Source organism: Sulfidibacter corallicola, from assembly GCF_017498545.1.
Classification (GTDB): Bacteria; Acidobacteriota; Holophagae; order Acanthopleuribacterales; family Acanthopleuribacteraceae; genus Sulfidibacter; species Sulfidibacter corallicola.
This window is the reverse complement of the sequence record NZ_CP071793.1, coordinates 3,347,769-3,368,970: the sequence shown is the minus strand read 5'-3', so window position 1 is coordinate 3,368,970 and position 21,202 is coordinate 3,347,769. Positions and strand designations below refer to the sequence as shown.

The window sequence follows — 21,202 nt, the reverse complement described above, 5'->3', positions numbered from 1 at the left end:
GGCCCTTGGGTTCCCGGGAACCATGACCCGGGGAAAACCGGCTCAGCCCGCCAAGCCGTGGGGTTTCCAGTCGTATTCCATCTGGAGCGCCACGTCGGTGGCCAAGGGGTGACCGAACTCGCGCTGCAGGAAGTAGAACGCCATGTCGATGCCCGCCGAGATTCCGGCCGAGACGATCAGGTCGCCGTTGTCCACGACGCGCGCACCTTCGATGATCTGGCTCTCGGTCGCGATCGCGCGCAGTTCGTCGAATGCGGAAGCGTGGGTCGTCAGCCGTTTGTTCTTGGCCAGGCCGGCCTTGGCGATCAGCAGGGAACCGGTGCAGACCGACAACAGGAATTCGGCCTCTTCCGCCGCGGATCGGATCCAATCGAGCGTGGCTTCGTTGTGCAGTTCCCGCCGGGTTCCATTCCCGCCCGGAATGAGCAGGATGTCGAAATGAGGGGCTTCATCCAGCAGGTAATCCGGCTGGACGATCAGCCCGTTGGAGGTGCGGACCGGCGCTCGATCGGCTATGGTCAGAGGGCGTGCCAAGAGGCCCCTGCCAAGGGTGCCGGCAATGGAAAACACTTCATAAGGTCCCGCGAAATCAAGAAGTTCCACATCCTCGAATATAAGGATGCCCACTTTCTTGGCGCTACTCATGGTTGTACCTCCGCGTGTGTGATTCCATTAAATCACGAATCGCCGTTACTCGGAACCGATAGCTCTCGCGAGTTCCCGAGGTCCGAAATGCGGAGGCGACCGCTCACTCGATGACCTGAATCGAGCGGTCGATGCGCCACCAACGATTGCGGCGCGGTTTGCTGTCGCGGCGGAACAATTCCTTGTGGGCCCCTTTTTTTCCTTCCTTGACCAACAGCCCCGACGTGGGATCCACCCAGGCTTCCACGATCATCGAGGGTCGCTCGATTTGGCGATCCGGTCTTGCGGGGATCGCTTTCGCCATGAAGGTGCGCCAAAGCGTGGCCGCCGCGCCGCCACCCGTGAGACCGGCCGAATCGCCTTCGTCCAGCCCGACCCATACCACGCAGACCAGGCTTCCCGCCGTACCCGCGAACCAGGCATCGCGCCGGTTGGACGAGGTTCCGGTTTTGCCGCGCACGGTGTGGCCCTTGATCGAGGCGGCCTTACCGGAGCCCTTGGCCACCACGTCGGCCAGCAGATCGGCCACCAGGTAGGCCGATGCCTTGCTGGAAATGCGATCGCGTTTCGTGCGAAAGCGCTCGAGCCGTCTGCCTTTGGGTTTTCCGATTCGCCAGATGGGCACCGGCTCCAGGCTGTAACCCGGCGTGGCGAACACGGTATAGGCCGCGGCCAATTCCAGGGGACTGACCTCGATCGCACCGAGCAGGAACGCGGGTCCCGGATCGTCGGGCATGGGCAAACCCACTTCGCGGAAGCGATCGGCCACCTTGCCGTAACCCAGGTGACGTCCGAGCCGAACGAAGGGCACGTTGTAGGAATGGCGCAGCGCGGTGCGCAGGTCGATCACCCCGTGGAAGCGCCCATCGTTGTTGGTGGGACGCCAAGGCCCGTTGGGCAGGTCGATGGTCAGCGGCTTGTCTGCCACGCGCGACGACGGATTCAGCGACAATTTGCCCCAGCCGCGATCGAACCCCTCCAGCAGGATGAACGGCTTGATCGAGGAGCCCGGTTGACGGCGGGCCTTGCGTACCCGATCGAACTGGTCTCCGGTATCTCGGGGATCGCCGCCGACGTAGGCCAGCACGGCGCCGTTCTCGGCATCCAGAGCCACCAGGGCGGCTGACAATTTGCCCTTGCGGAGACGCGAATAGCGGCGCCGCAGCCCGCTAAGGTGTTGCGCGACCTGACGTTCGGCATCCTCCTGAAGGAGCGGGTCGATGGCGCTGGAAACCACGAACCCCAGATTCTTTGCCGACCGGCGCGGGGCCTCCTCCGCCAAGGATTCGGCGATCCAATTGCGGAAGTGGGTCAGGCCCACGCGACGCGGTTTCCGGACCTTGGCGCGTACGGGTTTGGCCCGGGCCGCCGCCACCTGGGCCGGCGTCGCCCATCCCAGGGATTCCATGCGTTCCAAGACCCAGTCGCGACGGCCGCGGGCGTTGTCGGGATTGCGGATCGGCGACAGGCGGTTCGGCCCCTGGACCATGGCGGCGAGGGTCGCGGCCTCCGCCAGCGAGAGATCGGCCACGGATTTGTCGAAGAACACGCGGGCGCCCGTGCCGTAGCCGTGCACGGCCAATCCGGAGACGTGGCCCAAGTACACGTGGTTGAGGTAGGTTTCCAAGATTTCCTTCTTGGAGTAGAGCGCTTCCAGGCGCACGGCGCGCCAGGCTTCGGACGCCTTGCGGCCGAAGGTGCGTTTGGGCGTCAGGTCGCGGTTCTTGATCAACTGTTGGGTGATGGTGCTGCCGCCCTGGACCACCTTGCCGGCCTTGATGTTGGCCAGGGTCGAGCGGGCCAGGGCTCGGCCGTCCAGGCCCAGGTGATCGAAAAAACGCGCGTCTTCGGCGGCCAGCAGCGGGCGCCACACGTGTTCGGGGACCTCCGAAAGCGCGAACGAAAGACGCGCCGCGCGCTCGCCTTCCAAGGACTCGGCCAAGAGTTCCGGTTCCAACCACAGCTTGCCGCGCGCGCCGATCTCGATCGGCTTGCCGTCCGCGTCGCGCGCGCCCTGGATCATGCCGTCGGCCTTGCGCAGGTCCAGCCCGAACAATCGCGCACCGCGCTTCTTGCCGCGATGCTGGTGTTCGCGTTGGTAGATCCAGAAGGTCCGGTGGCTCCAGAAGTAGGTGCCGGGGGCGCTGGGCTTTTTGCGGATGCGTCGGTAGCCCAGCCGTTTCAGCCGTTCCTCGAGTCGAAGTTCCGCCACCGTGCGGCCCGAAACCAAGGGAAAGGCATCGGAATAGATGCGGTACTCGCGTCGCCCGACCACGTCCATCAAACGTTCGCCGCGAACCGGCATGGCCGCGAGGGTCACCAGGAGCATGATTTGGAAAAGGCGGAAAACGGACTGTACGGCCACCGCACGAGCGGTTTTACGACGCGCGAGGAAAGCGGAATGTACGGACATGACACCTGTCTTTCGAAAAGTTATGGAAATGAAAAAGGGGACGGGCGGGTTTTTTGGGGAGTAGAATTGGGTGAGTACCCGTTTCATTAAAATCGATCGTGGATGCCGCTCGTGCCGCTCACCTGAACCCAGCTTCCACGCCAGGCCCGAATCTCCCATGGAAGCGAACCCGGACCCGGTCGATGTCCCTGTGCCGTTTGCAACGCGTGGAAGAGGTCGGGCTGGGTCTTCAGATGGAGATGAGACTATTCTAGATCAGCAGATCCTTCAACAAAACCGAGCAATCGTGCATCCCGCGTGGATGTCTTTCTCCCCGCTACCGCCGAGGTGACCATGTTGAAGTCCCGATTCCAGTTGGCCTTTTCCATCTTGATGTCGGTTTTGAGCCTCGGCGGCATCTGGCTCTTCGCCGATTGGGTCCGTTCGTTCCTGGTGGGGGAGCTGGCGCGACAGATCGCCGAGGACAATCGCATTCTGGGGAGTCAAGTGCTGGAGTTGGCGGGAGCCACGACCCAGTTCGTTTCCGAAAGCGATCGGCTGGACATTCTGCAAAAGCTGTGTGACGAGGTGAATTTGCCCAACCAGGGGTATCTCTGCGTCGCACGCCAGGACGGCAAGCTGGTGGCGGTCAAGGGCTTGACGCCCGACATGGATATCAGCCTGGCGGGTCTGCCCATTACCGATTTCACGGGGGTCGTGCGCGACGTTCGCGACCTCGCCGACGAACCCGTGTTGGGTTTTCTCGGCAATCCCGGGCAGCCCGAGATCGATATCGTGGCCACCCTGCCCGTGGCCGGCACCGATTACCAACTGTTCGTGCACCAGAGCGTGGCGTCGGTGGAACGACGTGCGGCCACCCTGCTGGCACCGATGCGGATCGCCGGTGCGATCGCCGCGCTGTCGCTCGGGCTGCTCACCTTTTTCGCGGGGAACCTGTTGGTGCGCCGCTACCGGATTCGGTTGGAGGAGGTCAATCAGGTGCTGCGTCAGACCAATGCCCGCCTGACCCAGTTGAGCAACAACCGGCGCCAGTTGATCCACGTGCTGTGTCACGATTTGTCGAATCCGCTCACCGCCATCAAATGCGCCATCGAGCTGTGTCACGAGGCGCCGGAAGAAACCGAGTACTGCCTTGGCCACATTTCCAAGGCGCTCTCCCAGGAGCAGGGGGTCATCGATTTGGTGCGGCAAATCGAATCGCTGGATTCCGGCAAAATGAAGTTGGAGTTGACCCAACTGAACCTGGCCGATCAAATGAGCGATTCGCTGACGATGCTCAAGTCCCGGTGGACCGCCAAAAACCTCGAAATCGTCAACACCGTGCCCGAGGATCTGGTGTTGCTCGCCGAACCGGTGTCCCTGGTCAATTCGGTTTTGAACAACCTGGTCACCAATGCCGTCAAGTTCTCTCATCGCGACGGCGAACTGCGGATCGCGGCCGATCGCCAAAACGACCGCATTCGCCTGACGATTCGGGATTTCGGTATCGGCATGTCGCCGGAATTGGCTTCCGATCTGTTCGAAATCGGTCGCGTCACCTCCCGCGACGGAACCGATGGCGAAAAGGGCACCGGGTTCGGGATGCCGCTCGTCCAAAAGTTCATGCGGGCCTACGGCGGTGAAATCGAGGTGGAGTCCTGGCTCGAGAACGACGAGGCCGGGGAGGCCGCGGGAACCTTGATCACCTTGTGGTTTCAGGCCGCGAGCTGAATGCCGCTGGGTCCAAGAGAAAAGGCCCGGACACGACGGGTGTCGTGTTCGGGCCTCGACATTCGCTGCGTGAAGGAACCGGTCAGGGCGATTCGCCGACCGTGGACCGGCGCACCGGGTTGTCCGAACGAGTCAAACGCGTCTTGTTCTTGGCTTGACCGTTCTCGTCCACCACCAGATAGGCGCTGCCCTCGGGCAGAATTTGCAACGACTTGAGGAATTCGATGACTTCGGCCCGTTGCATTTCGGACAGGGCGAAGAACCGATCGCGGGACTCGCGTGCATCGCCACCGTGGTAGTGGATCGACTCGGTCATGGTGGTCAGGTCGCCACGGTGACCGTACGGCGCGGTATTGCCCACGTCCCACAGCTTGCGGGTCAGGAACTGCTCGGTCGGCACGCCACCCTGGACGAGTTCCTCGTTGCAGTAGTGGTTGTAATCTTCGTCGCACAGGTTGTGGCGCTTGAGATCGGTGAAGGCCCGCACCACCACTTTGCCCGAATTGGTCTTTTCCGGACGAGGGCTATCGCCCAATTGCGTCACGTCGAAGCTGAACACCGAGGTCACTTCCGAGACCTGCAGGTTGCCGTCGGGGTTGTAGGGGTTCGGCTCGGTGAAGATCGGCGAATCCAGTACCAACTCCGGCTTGTGGCAGGAATCGCAGCCCACGCGAGAGAAGGTACGCTCGCCGCGAATGATGGCGCGAGCCACCACCGGATCGTTGGGAATCACCTGGCCCGGCGTGGCCAAAGCCGCCTGCCACACGGTGGTGGCGGTGATGTCGCCAACGCTCAACTCGTCGCTGACCCCGTCCTGGTCGAAATCGTCGGTGCCCGTGCGGGCGGCACCGAAGCGCTCCACGGACTGCATGCCGTGGTGGTGGTTCATGGCGTTGTTGGTGAACTCGCGCAGCGACACCACGACGCCCTTCTGGTGGAAGGGTTTGAGCAGCAGGTCGTGATCGATGCCTTCCACTTCGCTGTAGTCCACGGTTCCATCGGCCGCGGCCGTGAGGCGGCCGAAGGAAACGCCCTTGGTCTGCAACATCTTCGAGACCGAATTACCCGCCTCGGCCGCCTCGCTGACGGCCGCATCGCGAAGGGCCTGCAGCTCGGCGGTCATTTCGCGCGCCAGCAGTTCGATCAGGCCGGCACCGTGCATGCCCAGGGTGTTGCGCTCGTTGGAGAACTGGGGAGACACGGAATCGGTGACCGGGTCCAGGGTCTGCGCCAAAACGAAGACGTTGGCGACGATGTCGCCGGAAGCGCCGGGCAACGGATCGTTGTGACATCCGGCGCAGGAGTTGGACTCGGGCGCCGAGGTACGAATGAAGGCCGGTGCGGAACCGGGAACGCGGGCATCGCCCCCGCCGGTGGTGCCGGGACGGCCCTGGCCATCGTATGTATTGAACTTGGCCGCAAACAGGAACTCGCCGTGATCGAAAACCTTCCAAAAATCGAGGTCTCCCGATTCGATGAGCTGTTGGTCCATGTGCTCGCGCACGATCGGCCCGTCGCCGATATGTTGTGCCATGGACCAGGATCCCATGACGAGACCGCAAATCCCGAGAAGGGGCGTGCAGTGGCGTCTCACAATGTCAAGAATCATCTCTAATAACCTCCGAGAAATCTCGACGCCATGTAAGCGTATCGAAAAGATGAACTTAGGATCGAAACGTGAATCTTGGTGTCGACCAGTTGCCAAGACTAGCAAAACCATGGAGAAATAGACAGGCTATGACCAGGTGAATGGCGACTCACATGGTTATGTAGTGGTATGAGAGGGGTTACAGTTTCGACTGGTCTGGGATGAATCTATTGTAACTTTGGGATTGAAGCAAACGAAAGCACATATTTTTGACGACTTGAGATTGCGTCGCGAAGCTCCCTCGGTTCGAGTGACGCCAAACCGGTTGGTGTTATCCCTCATGGGAATCCGGGCCCCGGGCCGGGGGCTTACCGGGCCCGCGGGATTCCAGGCCGAGTCCGGTCGTCGATCGAGGGCCGGCCCTGGCCGGCGGCCACATCGCCAAGCATGGAGCGTTCACTTGACCGGCAACCGAAAGGGGCGTGCCCGTCCCATGGCCGAATCGTCTTCGAACGGATTCCGCCGAGGCGTCGATTCCACGGTTCATGCCGGGGCTTCGACTCAGCTCACGGTTTCTTCGACCAGACGATCCAGGGTCTTCATCAGTTCGGGCAGGTTCTTCTTCGAAATCGCGGCGTTGGCACCGACACTCTCGCATTTCAGGCGCATTTGATCGGTGATCAGCGAAGAAAGCACGACGATCGGTAGTTCGGATTCGATTTCCTTGACCGCCTTGCACAGGGTCAGGCCGTCCATGATCGGCATTTCGATGTCGGTCATGATCAACTGGACCCGATCGCGCAGCGGGGTGCCTTCTTCCTGGGCTTGGCGGTGTTGCTGCCGCAGGAAATCCAACAATTGGCTCCCGTTCTCGAACGACTGGACCTGGGTGAACCCACGTGCCCTGAGACCGTCCAGCATGCTGAGCCGGAAGAGTTTCGAATCCTCGGCGAACAGGATGTTCACGGCACCGCGGCCCGTCTCCGCGGGAGCCGCCTCCGCTCCGCCGTCACCGGCCGGAGGTGCGGCACTCGCCGGCGCCGCGTTCCCCTGAGCGGCGCCCTGACCAGGACTCGGGTCCGCTTGTGACGGCTTGCGCCAGGCTGCGGTCGCGGCGGCGATTTCCGGCGAGACGTTCGCTGGGGCGCTTGTGGGCGCTGCGGCCGTTTGGGTGGATGGGGGAATGGCGAGGGTTTCCTTTTCTTCATCCGTCGAAAGAGGATGGTCCCAAGGATCGAGGCCCCGGATTTCTTCGATGATCTGTTCGAAATCCAGGATCAGGACCTCGCGTTTTTCGATGACCACCACCCCGGTGACGCGTGGATTGTGACGCTGAAGCGCGTTGGAGAGCGGAAGGTATTCTTCCCACGAGAGACGGTAGATCTTGCTGACGCCGTCGACCACGAAGCCGGTGATCGCATCGTTGAAATCCGTCACGATGACGATCCGCGCTCCGGTCGACTGACTGGGAGTGTCGTTCAGGAGCATGTTCAGATCCACGACGAGAAGGTGTCGTTCCAAATGCAGCAGGGATCCCAGGACGGAGGGTTGAACGCAGGGCAGAGTCGTGATTTGGGACTGCTCGAACTTGAGCAGTTGCCGAACCTTGGCGACATTGATGCCGTAGCTCTGGTCGCCCAGAAAGAACTCGAGAAATTCCACTTCGTTGGTGCCGACTTCCAGTAAGATTTCGGTGCTCATGGTAACCTCGGGAAAAGGGCGCGGTCGGTGGACCGAGCCTTTGACCTAAATTGAGCGATTCTTGGCGACGCGCTGCACAAATCTGTTGGACTGCAACAGCCGGGGAAAAGGCTCGATCCGATGGTGGCCGGATGGCCGGACCCTCCGTACTTTCCAAGTACGCCTCCGGTATGCCGGACCACGGTATGCCGGACCACGGTATGCCGGACCACGGTTTGCCGAGCGCGCTTTTCCCAAACTGTTTCTCCCTGGGCGGGCCCCTCCAACATCTTTCCACATCGCATCCACCCGAATCGCACATTTCAGGTTTGATCGTATTTGGGGACGTCTCTGTTCTATCGACCGACCGGCGGTAAACCTTCATTTTGGCGGGTAGGGGGTCCGTCACGGCGTCTTTCGTTCGTGAAATCGGGCTTTGCCAACGGCGGTTTCCGTCGGTTTCGGACCCATTCGTTTCCGGAAACTTCGCGGGTTCTGGCGACCGTGTGTCGTACAGAAATGATCCGTATTCGGGAAACCAATCCGCCTCGCGAAAGCACCACCCGTTTGGTCTTTGGCGACACCGAATTCCACTTGATCCGAATCTGGCTTTTTACCGAACCCAGAGTATAGATTCTATCCAAAAGCTAGTGATCGGACGGCGGAACCGCGTTAAACTAAATAAAACTAATGGTTGTATCGCGATCAATCGGCGAAGGGCCTTTTCCCGGCAACGCGCTACCACGCCGGTACGTTTCGAGGAGCGAACATGGACGAAATTCAGGTTGATGTTGCGGTGATCGGGGCTGGAACTGCCGGTCTCGGCGCCTATCGAGGTGCAAAGAAGCATGCCTCGCGGGTCGTCCTCATCGAGGGCGGTCCATATGGAACCACTTGTGCACGCGTCGGCTGCATGCCCAGTAAATTGTTAATCGCGGCTGCCGAAGCCGCCCATGCCGTGCACCGAGCCCCGGCGTTCGGGGTGCACCCCGGCGAACCGTTGCGCATCGACGGCGCCGAGGTCATGGACCGTGTTCGGCGCGAACGCGATCGATTCGTGGGGTTTGTCGAGGAATCCGTCGAAGCCATTCCGGAATCCGATCGATTGCGCGGCTATGCCCGTTTTGTCGACAATCACCACCTTCAGGTAGACGGCCGTATCGTCAAGGCCGAAACCATCGTCATCGCCACCGGTTCCTCTCCGGCCGTTCCCTCCATGTTCCGCGACCTGGGAGAGTTGTTGATCGTCAATGACGACGTGTTCGAATGGGAGACGCTCCCCAAGGCCGTGGCGATCTTCGGCCCCGGCGTCATCGGTTTGGAGTTGGGTCAGGCCCTGCATCGGCTCGGCGTGCGCGTCCGCGTCTTCGGTCGCGGCGGCAGAATCGGACCGCTGACCGATCCGGCCGTGATCGAAAACTGCGCCACGGTGCTCGGCGACGAATTCTACTTGGATCCGGACGCGCCCATCGGTGCGTTGTACCGGGAAGAAGACCAGGTGGTGATCACCTATAAACACAGCCACGGACACCAGGTGACGGAACGTTTCGATTTCGCCCTGGCCGCCACGGGACGGACGCCGAACGTCCGCAGCCTCTCCCTCGAAAATACCGATGTGAAATTGACCGACAGGGGTCAGCCGTTCTTCGATCCCTTCACGCTGCAGGTCGGCACTTCCAATATTTTCATCGCGGGCGACGCCAATAACGATCGACCGCTGCTCCACGAGGCCGCCGACGAGGGGCGCATCGCCGGCGAGAACGCCGGGCGCTACCCCGATATTCGGGCCGGACTTCGCCGCGCGCCGCTGGGCATCGTGTTCAGTGACCCGCAAATCGCCATGGCGGGCCGCAGCTACACCAGCCTGCCCGACGGCTGTTTCGCCGTCGGCGAGGTTTCCTTCGAAGACCAGGGCCGCAGTCGCGTCATGCTGAAGAACAAGGGCATGTTGCGGGTGTACGGCGAGCACGGGACCGGGGTGTTCATGGGTGCCGAGATGTTCGGCCCCGCTGCCGAGCACATCGGGCACTTGTTGGCCTGGGCCTATCAGCAGAAGATGACCATCGCCCAGATGCTCGACATGCCTTATTACCATCCGGTCATCGAAGAAGGGCTGAGAACGGCCTTGCGCGACTTGAACGCCAAATTGCATCTGGGTCCGGAGCCGATCGAGGGCTGCCTGGATTGTGGACCGGGTGCCTGAGCCTCTTTCGCATCTCCATCGATTCGCGTCCTCGAGACCGAGGACCGCGGCCCGTGACTTACGGACCATTTCCGGCGCACGGGTCGCCGAACCCCGGCAGGTGATGTGCCGCGCGAGGATTCATCCATGTTTCGTGACGATTGGTTGATCGACGGGCCCGGCGAAACGCCCGTGACCTTGGTTCTTGCCCACGGCGCCGGCGCACCGATGGATTCACCCTTCATGAACGTCATCGCGGAGGGCGTCGCCCGCTCGGGTTTCCGCGTCGTACGCTTCGAATTTCCCTACATGGCGCGTCGGCGAACCGAGGGTGTCAAGGGGCCGCCGAACCGCGAGCCGGTACTGTTGGACGCCTGGCGAGAAGTCTTCGCCGCGGTACGGACCACGGGCCCGACGGTCATCGGCGGCAAATCGCTTGGCGGGCGCATGGCCTCGAAGATCGCGGACGAGGTCGGTGCGGCCGGTCTGGTCTGCCTGGGTTATCCCTTCCATCCACCCGGCAAACCGGAACGCCTGCGCACCGAGCACCTGCGCGATTTGCAGACGCCGACCCTGATCGTTCAGGGAACGCGCGACCCGTTCGGCACCGAAAGCGAAGTCGGGGCCTACCAACTCTCACCCGAGATTCGCGTGTTCTGGAGCGGGGACGGCGATCACAGTTTGAAGCCCCGTGTCCGCTCCGGTCGCACCGAACCTCAGAATTTGTCGGAAGCGGTAGAGGAGATTTGCGGATTCATGCGCGAACTCAGGGTTTAAAGGGTTTAAAACCTCAATCGTTATGGTTATCATAACGATTCTACCCACCCCTCGATCTCGTGACCCCTGCCCGAATGAAGTACCCATAGCCAGGATTTCGACTCATGACCTTTGCTATTCGGCCCGCCATCCCCAAAGATTTTCCCGCGCTCGAGAAAATGTTCGCCGAAGTGGATCGCTTTCACCTCGAAGCCTTGCCGCGGCTCTTTCGCGCGCCCAACGGCCAGGCGCGCTCGTCGGCCTATCTCCACGGAGTCGTCGAGGATCCCGACCAGGCCCTGCACGTAGCCGTGAACCTGGTGCCGCCCGAAGAGTTGTTGGGATTCGTCCTGGTTCAACTGAAATGGTCCGACGACTTCCCGATCATTCGCCCGCGCCGCTATGCCGTGCTCGACGTGCTGTTCATCGACCCGAATCAGCGCCGCCGTGGTTTGGGTAAGGCCCTCGTCGAAGCGGCGCGTCAGTGGGCTCGGGAGAAGAACGCGCAGGATCTCGAATTGCGGGTCTACGAGTTCAACCGGGAAGCGCTCGCCTTCTACAAGTCCTTGGGGTTCGAGGTGAAATCCCACGAAATGATTTCGCCCTTGGGCGACCCTTCCTGAACGGGTTTTTCCCCTAATTTCGGCTGCGCGGGGTTTCCACGTCGGCGTTTCCTGGACATTCGGGTCCCGGTAATCGATTCGAGGTCTTCATTCGCTTTGGGGATTTCGCTAAGATGGCTCACACATACCCGGCAATATCCGAGTCATCTAGCTTTGTCGGCATGGTTGTGCCGCCAAACGAAAGGGACTTCACCCTATGCACATCCTCTACATTCCGCAGCACTTTTCCACCCCCCAGGGCGCAACCGGCACGCGCCCTTATGAAATGGCCAGCCGCCTGGTTCACGCAGGTCACGAGGTGACCGTCATCTGCGGCTCCCTGCTGGAGGGGACCACCGGCCTTTCCGGCAAGCCGATCAGGGGCGTGCGAAAAGGTGTGGTGAACGGCATCCAGATCATCGAGATCGCCATGCCCTACGGCAACAAACACGGCTTCCTGCGTCGGGCCCTCACGTTCGTGCGGTTTTCCACCCGTGCCACCTGGATGGCGCTGACGATGAAGTACGATCTCCTCTTCACCACGACGACTCCGTTGACTTCCGGCATCCCGGGTATCGTGATGAAGCTGCTGCGCCGCTCGAAGACGTTCGTGTTCGAGGTTCGCGATCTCTGGCCCGAGCTGCCCAAGGCGATGGGGGTGATCAAAAATCCCCTCGTACTTCTGGCGCTGGACCTGTTGGAGTTTCTGTCCTACCGCTCGGCGGACCGGTTGGTGGCCCTTTCGCCTGGCATCAAGGAAGGCATCTGCCGTCGCGGGGTTCCCGAAGATCGGGTCGCCCTGATCCCCAACGCCTCGGACCTGGATCTGTTTCAGCCCGATTGTCACAAGGGTCTGGATATAAATGGCATCGAGCCAGGGGACTTCACCGCGGTCTTTACCGGCGCCCACGGCATGGCCAATGGATTGGAAGCGGTGTTGGACGCGGCGGCGGAACTGAAGAAGCGCGGCCGCCAAAACATCAAACTGGTGTTTATCGGTCAGGGCATGCGCAAGCCCGCGTTGCGGGAGCGGGCCGAGGCCGAAGGATTGGACAACTGCATTTTCCTGGATCCCGTGCCCAAGGTCGAATTGGCGCGTTTGCTGCCCAAGGCCAATCTGGGCATGATGATTCTGGCCAATGTACCGGCCTTCTATCGCGGCACCTCGCCCAACAAGTTTTTCGACTACATTTCCGCCGGACTGCCGGTGATTAACAATTATCCCGGTTGGTTGGCCGAGATGATCGAGAGTCACGATTGCGGCGTCGTGGTGCCGCCCGGCGACGCGGCGGCGTTCGCCGATGCCCTGGAACGCCTGGCCGCGGATCCCGAAGTCTGCCGCCGCTACGGCGCCAATGCCCGCGCGCTGGCGGAGCGGGAGTTCAGCCGCGACACTCTCGGCAACCGCATGATCGCCTTTCTTGCGGGAAGAGAACCGGAGATGGCGGGCTGTCGACCCGCCGCCAACACCGATCATTCCTAAAGGTCAGCGCGACCCGGGGCAGTTGTCTCCGGTGATCTTGATGAACATCAGATCCAGGATGTTGAAGAGGTCGTCGTCGTTGGCGTCGAAAATCGGATCGGTGAGCTGCCACAGGGTCAACGCTTCGTATAGATCCCCCACGTCGTTGCAGCCGTCGCCGTTGAAATCGAAGAAGGTCGCATCATCGGGGATCAGCACCGTCACGTCCCCGCTGACCTCCTGGCCCAGGTCGTCGCTGGTGACGATGACCCGGTAGGTCGTGGTTTCGATGGGCAACGGATCCAGGACGATCGGGTTCACCCCGAGTCCGAATCCGGCCTGGGTCGTGAGGTTGAACCACTCCAGCTCGGCGAGATCGGCGCAGGCGACCTCTGCGAACAACTCGGGTGGATCCACGCCGACCACGCCGTCGTCCTCATCGACGGAGACGTCCAGTTGGACCACCTCGACCACGGCCACCTCGGAAAAGGTCTCGCCACAGTTGTCCGTCAGGCGGCAACGGTACTGGCCCGCCTGGTTGAGCGCCGGTACCAGTTGGAAGGTCGGCGAGGTGAAGCCGACGATTTCCTGGTTGTTCCAGAACCATTGGTAGCCGAGACCGCCGCTGCTGGATACGCCGGCCACGGTCAGGGTCAGGGTCTCACCCAGACACAGGCTTTGGCTGACCGGGTTGGTGGTGACCGAGGGGCCACCTTCCAGGGTCAGCGAGGCGGCTTGCGAATCGACCTGGCTGCACAGCCCGATGATCCGGCAGCGGTACTGGGCCACGTCGCCGGCATCGACGTTTTGGATCGTGTAGGTGCGTTGGGTCGCGCCGGCGATGGGCACGCCGTTCCGCAACCACTGGTAGCCGGTGATGTTGCCGGCGATGGAGACTTCGAAGGTGGCCGATTGGCCTTCGCAGGTCGACGCCGTTTGGGGATGGCTGATGAAGGTCCAGTTGTCGCCGATGACCACGTCCACCGAATTGCTCCAGATGGCGTTGCCGCATCCGTTGATCAGGCGGCATTGGTAGCTGCCGGCATCGTTGGCGCTGGTCGCGCCGATGGACAGGGTGGCTTGGGTGGCGCCAGCAAGGGCGTTTTCGTCCTTGAACCATTGGTAGGCGATGCCGCCGCCCGAGGCGGTGACGCTCAGGTTGAGCGCGTTGCCGGCACAGACTTGGGTGGGTTCCGGTTGCGCGGTGATGATTGGCTCGGTCATGACGGTCAGCACGGCCGTGCTCGAATCGACGGTGCCGCAGCCGCCGGTCACCTCGCAGTGGTAATTGCCGGCATCGGTGGTTTGTGCGGCGTCGATGGCGAAGGTGGGCAGGGTGGCGCCCGCGATCGGGGAACCGTTCAAGTGCCACTGGTACTCAAGGGAACCGCCGCCGGATGCGACCACGCTCAATAGCGCGGGCCCGTTTTCGCAGACGGTTTGGTTGGCGGGCTGGGTCGTCAGGTTGAGACTGCCGGTCAGTGAAAGTGTCGCCGTGGCGGAGAGCGTGGTGCCGCAGCTATTGGTGATTTCGCAGTGATAGTTGCCCGCGTCGCCGCCGTCGAAGGATTCGATCAGCAATTCGGGAGAAACGGCCCCTCCGATAGGGTTCTGGTCGAGGAACCACTGGTAGCTGGGCGCGGGGTCCGACTCGCCGGAGGCCAGGGCCAGAAGCGTGACATCGTCGCCGTTACAGATCTCCAGATCCTGCAGGTCGACGGCCAGAGTGACGGGTACCGCGCAGTCGCCGGCCGCGACCGAGGTGGTCGCCGAATCGACGGAGGTCCAGGGCGAATCGGCCTGGGCGCGTCGTGCCTTGGCGCGAAACTCGTAGGTGGTGTTCCCGCTCAATCCGGCGACCTGGACGGTCACGGATGTCCCGGTTCCCGCCGCGGCGGGCACGGACATCGATTGCCATGGAACGGTACCCGCGACGCGGTATTCCACCGAAAAGGATGCTTCGTTGGTGGCCTGGTCGGTGAAGGTCACGTCGACACGGCCCGAATTGACGGCGTTGGCCGAGAGGCCGGTCGGCGTGGCCGGCGACTCCGCCAAATCACCGATGCGGGTGAACTCGATCCAATCCATATTGAAGGTGCTGTCCTGGTAGTCGATGCGCAACACCTGCTGGCCGGCGAACGGAATGTCCACGTTTTCGTTCTGGATCGTCTGGAACTGGAAATTGGTGTTGGGTCTGTCGAACACGGTGATCGGCAGGCCGTCCAGGGAAACGGCGATGTCCTGGGTGCTCGGGCTGTCGCCGCCGGAGATGCGTGCACGCACGTCGTAGCGGCCCGGCATCACTTCCACGGTGTACTTGAGCCACTCGCCGGAGGCGATGAAGCCTACGTAGTGGCCGTCCACGCCGGCGCCGGTGGCGATGTCCACCGGATCTCCGCGCAGATCGATGCCGGACTGAATGTCGTCATTGTCGTGAAAAGCGATGTCGACGCCGCCCAGGTCGTAGTCCTCGGATTGGATGCGGCTGGGGATGGCGCGGGCCGTGCCGCCAAACGGCGCCTGAGTGGAAAAGTTCTCCGTACGCGCGTCGAAGATCCAGCGACTCAAGACCATATCCAGGTCCGCAAAGTTGTTGTTGGTCAGCAAGCCGGGATATGCGAAGGCACCCAGTTCCTCTTCCAGGTCGATCGGAAAGCTGCCCTGAAACATCTGGCCGTTGTCGTGACGGCGCCATTCCAGCGTCACCTCTTTTTGGCGGGCGTCGTAGATGACGCGAATGGTGTAGGTCTGCCCGGCGGCGAACTCAAAGCCTTGATCGTTGGTGTTGAAGTAGTTGCGGATTTCCGCGTCGCCTATCAGGCCGCGGACGTTGGCGTCGGGAATGGTTAACGAGAAGACCAGTCCGAATTTGGGGCCGGAGACACCTTCGTAACCGCCATCGTTGCCCAGGGCCAATTCCTCGGGGGAGGCGGCCTGGAGCACGAAGACCAGATCGCTTTTTCTCGCCAGGGTCACGTTCTGGCCGCCGAAGGTGAATTCGGTGACGAATCCGGCGGTGGGCACGGTCTTGGTGGACCACACCGCCGAGCGCTGGCCGCCGCCGCCGCCCTCTTGCCAGAGCACCAGGTTGTCGTCGACGACCTTGGCCTGCTGCAACAGGTTGAGACCCAAATCGATGTAAAACGGGCGGGCTCCGTCGAAGGTGAACAGGCGCTCGGTCGCGGCGGGCAGGGTGGTTGCCGCGACCGGCGTGAGCCATTCGGTGGGGCCGACGGCGTTGAAGGCCCGCAGGCGGATCTCGTAGTCGCTGCCGGGAACCAAATGGCGGATGGCGACCTGATGTTTGGTACCGATACCGCCGACGGCTTCCAGGTCTGTGGTCTGCCAGTCGCCACCGACAAAGCGGTATTCCAGCTCGTAGCCGAGTTCGTTGATGGCGTGATCGATAAAGGCCACGTGGATTTCGGAAATGGAGTAGGCCGTCGCGAACAGATCGCTGGGTGAAGCGGGGATCTTTTCGCGGAAGGTATCGGCGAAAGGTTCCAGAACCGTACCCGGCACGACCGCGGCATCGCTGCCGTTGGTGGGATCGCTGCCGCCGCTGGGTGTGCGCCAGGCCAGCGACACGTGATCGGTACCGCCGCTTTCCTTGTGCACGATTTCGAAGAAATAGCGTTGGCCGGCCTGGAGAGTGATCACCCCGGGGGCACCGCCGCCGAAGCTGAATCCGTTGTTGCGCGAGGCCTGGCTGGTGAAGGTGTCCCAGGTCCGGAACGCGCTGGCGCTGGTCAACGAGGCGACCTCGATCGCGTTGGCCGGATCTTCGTCTGGGCTCAGCGAAAAGGTCGCAGAATCGTCGCCGGAGAGAAAGAACACGTAATTGCCGGTCTCGGCCGGGCGCAGGTAGCCGCGAACCTGCTGACCGTAGCTGTCGGCCCAGGACTGGCTGGCGCCCGGCGAGCCGGAACCGGCCCAACCCACGGCTTCCAGCCGGGTCAGGATATCGGCGCCTTCCGGTTGGTCCGGATAGCGCGGGTCGGCCTCGAGATCGGCGATCACACCGCCTGCCACCGACTGCCAGAAGCGGCGCTCGACGGAGCCCGACGCGATGATGTTGGCGCTGTCCAATTGCCGCAAATAGGCCATGAGCTGCTCGAACTGCAGCGCACCCAGATTCAGGGCCCTGCGGTGAGGTTCGGCCTTGGCCAGGTCGTCGGCGTGCGACACGAACATCGCGTCCAGATCGACCTTCTCGAAGCTTCCCGGATTGCGCAGGATCACCGTGTTGGTTTCACCGGGCTGAAAATTGACGTTCTCGACGAGGACCATCGGCCGATCGCCGCTATCCGGATCGGTGGGCGGAAAGACGACGTTGGTGGAAACGCCGTTGACGGTCAGGATACAGGTCAGATCGCCGGCGTTGAAGTCGGTGGCGAAGCGGAACATGATTTGGCCCATACCACCGCTGCCGCCGTCCACGTCGGTCCATGTCACGGAGCGGTCCAGCGAGCGTTCGAGCGGGGAGACACTGCCGTAGAGCCAGGTTTGGGTGGGAAATTGAGAGCTGGGGAAGCTGCCGGAATTGGTGCCGTCCTCGTTGTCGTACCAGCGTCCCGATGCCTGCCGGAACACGCTCTCCAGCGTGGGCGCGCTGCCGTCGTGCAGGTAGGGCGCGGATTCCCACAGCGAGAGCAGGGTGGGGGTTTCCAGCCCCACCAGGGTGCTGTTGATGCGTTGGCCCGAGGTGCCCTGGCGAATGGTACCCGTGTCGCGAAGCTGGCGGTCGGTGTACTGCTGGGCGGGGTTGTGGCAGGTGGCGCAGCCCTGCTCGATGAAAATGTCGCGGCCTGCCATCGCATCCGCGGTCATGTCGCCGTTGGCCGCCCGAAAAGGGCTGCGCGGCAGGGTGGTGCCGTCGAGCGAGGCCAGGTAGGCGGCCATCGCGTCCAGTAACTGGCTGCGACCGGCCTTGGTGGGACCCAGCGGATCGCCGGCCACGGCGAAATCTTCCGAAGTCAGGAAGCCGGTTCCGCCGAAATGGCCGCGAATGTCGTTTTCGAAATCCTGGATTTCGTCGAAATTGGCGGTCCAATGAACCCGCCCGTGGCCGGTGCCCGCGCGACCCCAGAGGGGGATCGTGTTGCGGAAGCCTTCGCCCCGTTGGGTGAAATCCCAGGTGCGCCCGTCGTGGCCGCCGTCCACATGGCAGGTGGCGCAACTGATATAGCCTTCCGAGCTCATGCGCGGATCGTCGGCGTTGTAGAAGACCTGCTTGCCTTCCAGCACCTGCGGCGACAGCAGCTCGTTCTGGACGGTCGAGACCTCGCTCACCTGGAAGCTGGAATCACCCGTGGCCAGGAGGCTGGCGATCGAGAGCATCGACACGCTGCGGCCCATGAAATTTTTGACGAAGGCCGTTTCGGTGATCGTGTCCACGGCGATGCCCTGAGGAGAGAGTCCCAGTTCCACCCGTGCCACCATACTGCCCAATCCCTGGGCGGAGGCGAAACGGAAGGTATCCAGGATCAATAGGTCCTTGGTGCCCTGGTTGACCACCAGCATATAGTCGCCGAGGGGCGAGAAAGCGATGGCCGCGGCCGAGTCGGAATTGTCCAGGTCGATGCGCGAGGCATTGTCGTCGCGCACCGTGTTGGTCGTCAGGTCGATGGAGATCAGCTCGGTCCGCACGGTGTTGTCGGGATCGTTGAGCGAGCCGTCACCGAAGTGGACGCCCTTGTTGGTATTGGTCTTGACCGCGGTGATCCAGGCGAGGCGGTTATCCGGTGTGATGGTCACGGAAGCCAGATAGTTGGGGATGCCGGCCCCGTCGGACGAATTGTCGGCCGCGATTTTCTGACTCAACACGAAAGTGCGCGTCAAGGTGAAGGTGGTGGCGGAGACATCCCACACCTGGCCGTGGAACGAGGCCGAAATGAAGCGCGTCACGAGAATGCGACCGTGATTGCCGTCCACCGCCAGGGCCCGCGGTGTGGGTCCCAGCGCCAACGAGCCGGTCTGTGCCATGGTGGCGGCGTCGAAGCGCAACAGCTCGCCACTGCCCGTCAGGGACACGTAGGCGGTGGAACGATCCGGCGACATCACCACACCGAAGGGCGCGTCGCCGTAGTCCAACTTGATCGAATCCACCAGCGCGCCCGTGGCCGCGTTCAGGACGTCGATGCAGTCGGCGTCGTGCGCGGTGACCCACAGCCGGCCGCTGCCGTCGAGGGCCACACTGCGGGGATCGGCCGAAACCGGATACTCGCTCAGGCGCGCGTGGGTGTCGGCGTGAATGACGGCCACGGTGTTGTTGTCCGGATTGACGGCATAGACCCGTCGTGCGGCCTCGTCGATCACGATCTGGCTGGATTGGGTGGGCCGCGGTCCGGTGAGCGGTGCCTTGACCGTCACGGTCAGGTTGTCGGAAACGGTCACGCCGGATGGATCGCGCACCTGAACCATGGCGCTGTAGTGGTCCTCGGCGCCGTAGGTCTTGTTGGCCGTCGTGGCACCGGACCAGGCGGTCGGCGGACTGTCGTCACCGAAAATGAAGCGGTACTCCAGCGTGTCCTGGTCGGAGTCGGTGGCCGAGACGCTGAATTGGATCGGCGTACCGGGCGCCACGCTGCCGTCCGATACCGTGAAGGACTGGATCTCCGGCGGCACATTCCCGCCGATCGAGCTGCCGGTCGAGAAAGTGAAGCTGTAATCCTGCTCCAGTCCGTTGCCGACCGCGTCCTCGATGCCGCCCTGGGGCAGAAAGACCTCGTAGGTGGTGTTGTCCATCAACACGTCGTCCGGCTGAAAGGTGATCATGTCGTTCATCGCATAGAACAAGCTGCCGCTGATGGGGTTCCCGCCCAAGGGGCGAACGATGAAGGTCTGTCCGCCGATCAGCGTGGCGGTGTCCAGTGTTTCGGGGATGATCATGCTGATCGGGGCCGCCACGGGGTAGTTGGTCTGGCCCGCGCGCGGAATGTGATAACCGACCATGGGGCCTCTGGTGTCCGGCTCGGCCTGGTGGGCCCAAATCGCCATGCCTTGACTGCGATCGCCGTCGGTCAGGCCGCCGGTGATCAGCAGGTTGCCCACCGGCAGCGCCCATTGGCTGGTATCGATGCCGTCGCCGTCGTCGTAGCCGGGGATCGTGTGTGCGGTCTGGGTCGGCAGGGTCAACACCACCTGTTGGGCGCGCATGTCGACCTTGCTGCTTCCGGAAAATATGTATTGATCCTGGAAATGGGGGTACATGGACATGACGTCGGCACTGAAGCCGATGTCGATCATGTTGCCCGGTGTGGTGGGGTCGGTGACATCGATGACTTTCAGCCCTTGTCCGCCGATGCGGTAGGAGGTTACCGCGTACAGCCGCCCGTCCAATCCGTAGAGTTCGCTCCAGTAGCCGCCGAATCCGCCGATGGTGTGCAGGGTGATCAGCGGGGGCTGGGCGGGATCGTTGCTGGGGTTGCCGTCCATGAAAAGACTCATGTCGTAGATGGCGATGCCGCCGTTGGTCTGCTCGGAGAGCATGAACAGCAGGTTCCCCATCAACACGGGATGGCCGATGATGCCCGTCGCGGCGATATGATCCCACTGGGCCACGTGATCGCCCTGAAAGGTCAACTCGAGCGGAATGTTGGTATCGTTGTAACTCCAGTAATTGGTGATGCTGTAGGGCGGGAACAGGCCACCGCGCGAAAAGGGAACCACGTGATCTTCGGTGAAGGGTTCTTCGATTCGCGGGCCACCGAATTGATCCACGTGGAATTGGAAGGTACCGAAAATGGTCCAATTTCCCGAATGGACGACACCGTGGGCATCGAAGCCCTGGGTGGTGACACCCAGGCGCGCCACCTCGCGGACGTTGGATAGGTTGGAGATATCCCATTGGCGCATCTGGTAGTCGTTTTCCAGGAGAGAACCGTTGAAAAGGACCGGTCCGCTGGAGGGAATTTCCGGAAAGGAAAACACCCAACCTCCCTGGATGGTGATGACGGCCGTGCGTCCCTGCTCGGGTGCGAGAGGACCGGCCAAAAGGGTCCCCGGCGTTTGCGGCACATTTGGAAAGCCCTGTCCGAGAGCCTGGCCTCCAGAAATCAACATAATAAAAATCAACAGATTACGAGCCGTGCGCGACAGGTCGCGGAGAGCCATGGGTACCCCCGAGTATGGCGGTCTGCCGAAGGAAAACTTCGGAAGGATT

10 protein-coding genes are annotated in these 21,202 nt (G+C 62.3%); 5 read left to right on the top strand and 5 right to left on the bottom strand.

The features are described from left to right. Positions 1-42 precede the first annotated feature (42 nt). Both J3U87_RS09565 and J3U87_RS09560 read right to left on the bottom strand, forming a co-directional pair. The gene (locus J3U87_RS09565; RefSeq protein ID WP_237382819.1) at positions 43-645 is read right to left on the bottom strand and encodes a DJ-1/PfpI family protein; all 603 of its coding nucleotides are present in this window, start codon (positions 643-645) and stop codon (positions 43-45) included. Between the two features lie 103 nt (positions 646-748). After that, the gene (locus J3U87_RS09560) at positions 749-3,058 is read right to left on the bottom strand and encodes a transglycosylase domain-containing protein (RefSeq protein ID WP_237382818.1); all 2,310 of its coding nucleotides are present in this window, start codon (positions 3,056-3,058) and stop codon (positions 749-751) included. Positions 3,059-3,391: 333 nt separating this feature from the next. On the opposite strand from J3U87_RS09560, the gene J3U87_RS09555 reads away from it, so the two are divergent. Continuing rightward, positions 3,392-4,768, top strand: coding sequence for a sensor histidine kinase (locus tag J3U87_RS09555; protein WP_237382817.1), 1,377 nt, complete (start codon positions 3,392-3,394; stop codon positions 4,766-4,768). 82 nt (positions 4,769-4,850) lie between these two features. Here the strand turns inward: J3U87_RS09555 and J3U87_RS09550 are convergent, their stop codons facing one another. Together J3U87_RS09550 and J3U87_RS09545 are read right to left on the bottom strand one after the other, a co-directional pair. Further along, entirely contained in the window at positions 4,851-6,302 is a 1,452-nt protein-coding gene (locus tag J3U87_RS09550; protein ID WP_237382816.1) for a di-heme oxidoredictase family protein, read from the bottom strand. 615 nt (positions 6,303-6,917) lie between these two features. Then, positions 6,918-8,057 carry a chemotaxis protein CheV gene (locus J3U87_RS09545; protein WP_237382815.1) on the bottom strand — a complete coding sequence of 380 codons (1,140 nt, stop codon included), beginning with the start codon at positions 8,055-8,057 and terminating at the stop codon, positions 6,918-6,920. A gap of 748 nt (positions 8,058-8,805) precedes the next feature. On the opposite strand from J3U87_RS09545, the gene J3U87_RS09540 reads away from it, so the two are divergent. The 4 genes from J3U87_RS09540 to J3U87_RS09525 all read left to right on the top strand — a co-directional run bounded on the left by J3U87_RS09540 (position 8,806) and on the right by J3U87_RS09525 (position 13,059). Next, on the top strand, positions 8,806-10,239 hold the full coding sequence (locus J3U87_RS09540) for a dihydrolipoyl dehydrogenase (protein ID WP_237382814.1): 1,434 nt from the start codon (positions 8,806-8,808) through the stop codon (positions 10,237-10,239). A 126-nt stretch (positions 10,240-10,365) separates the two neighbouring features. Continuing rightward, positions 10,366-10,995: an alpha/beta family hydrolase gene (locus J3U87_RS09535; RefSeq protein ID WP_237382813.1), complete on the top strand. Its 630-nt coding sequence runs from the start codon at positions 10,366-10,368 to the stop codon at positions 10,993-10,995. 104 nt (positions 10,996-11,099) lie between these two features. Further along, positions 11,100-11,597, top strand: coding sequence for a GNAT family N-acetyltransferase (locus J3U87_RS09530; protein ID WP_237382812.1), 498 nt, complete (start codon positions 11,100-11,102; stop codon positions 11,595-11,597). 196 nt (positions 11,598-11,793) lie between these two features. Continuing rightward, entirely contained in the window at positions 11,794-13,059 is a 1,266-nt protein-coding gene (locus J3U87_RS09525; protein ID WP_237382811.1) for a glycosyltransferase family 4 protein, read from the top strand. Positions 13,060-13,062: 3 nt separating this feature from the next. On the opposite strand, the gene J3U87_RS09520 is transcribed toward J3U87_RS09525, so the two are convergent. After that, positions 13,063-21,102 (bottom strand): immunoglobulin domain-containing protein, encoded by an 8,040-nt coding sequence (locus J3U87_RS09520; protein WP_237382810.1) that lies wholly within the window; start codon positions 21,100-21,102, stop codon positions 13,063-13,065. Positions 21,103-21,202 lie beyond the last annotated feature (100 nt).

Bases quoted from the DNA above. Each gene is read 5' to 3' on its own strand.
- J3U87_RS09535 (WP_237382813.1), top strand. From the start codon at position 10,366: ATGTTTCGTGACGATTGGTTGATCGACGGGCCCGGCGAAACGCCCGTG.
- J3U87_RS09550 (WP_237382816.1), bottom strand. From the start codon at position 6,302: ATGGCACAACATATCGGCGACGGGCCGATCGTGCGCGAGCACATGGAC.
- J3U87_RS09520 (WP_237382810.1), bottom strand. From the start codon at position 21,102: ATGTTGATTTCTGGAGGCCAGGCTCTCGGACAGGGCTTTCCAAATGTG.
- J3U87_RS09530 (WP_237382812.1), top strand. From the start codon at position 11,100: ATGACCTTTGCTATTCGGCCCGCCATCCCCAAAGATTTTCCCGCGCTC.
- J3U87_RS09540 (WP_237382814.1), top strand. From the start codon at position 8,806: ATGGACGAAATTCAGGTTGATGTTGCGGTGATCGGGGCTGGAACTGCC.
- J3U87_RS09560 (WP_237382818.1), bottom strand. From the start codon at position 3,058: ATGTCCGTACATTCCGCTTTCCTCGCGCGTCGTAAAACCGCTCGTGCG.
- J3U87_RS09525 (WP_237382811.1), top strand. From the start codon at position 11,794: ATGCACATCCTCTACATTCCGCAGCACTTTTCCACCCCCCAGGGCGCA.
- J3U87_RS09565 (WP_237382819.1), bottom strand. From the start codon at position 645: ATGAGTAGCGCCAAGAAAGTGGGCATCCTTATATTCGAGGATGTGGAA.
- J3U87_RS09545 (WP_237382815.1), bottom strand. From the start codon at position 8,057: ATGAGCACCGAAATCTTACTGGAAGTCGGCACCAACGAAGTGGAATTT.
- J3U87_RS09555 (WP_237382817.1), top strand. From the start codon at position 3,392: ATGTTGAAGTCCCGATTCCAGTTGGCCTTTTCCATCTTGATGTCGGTT.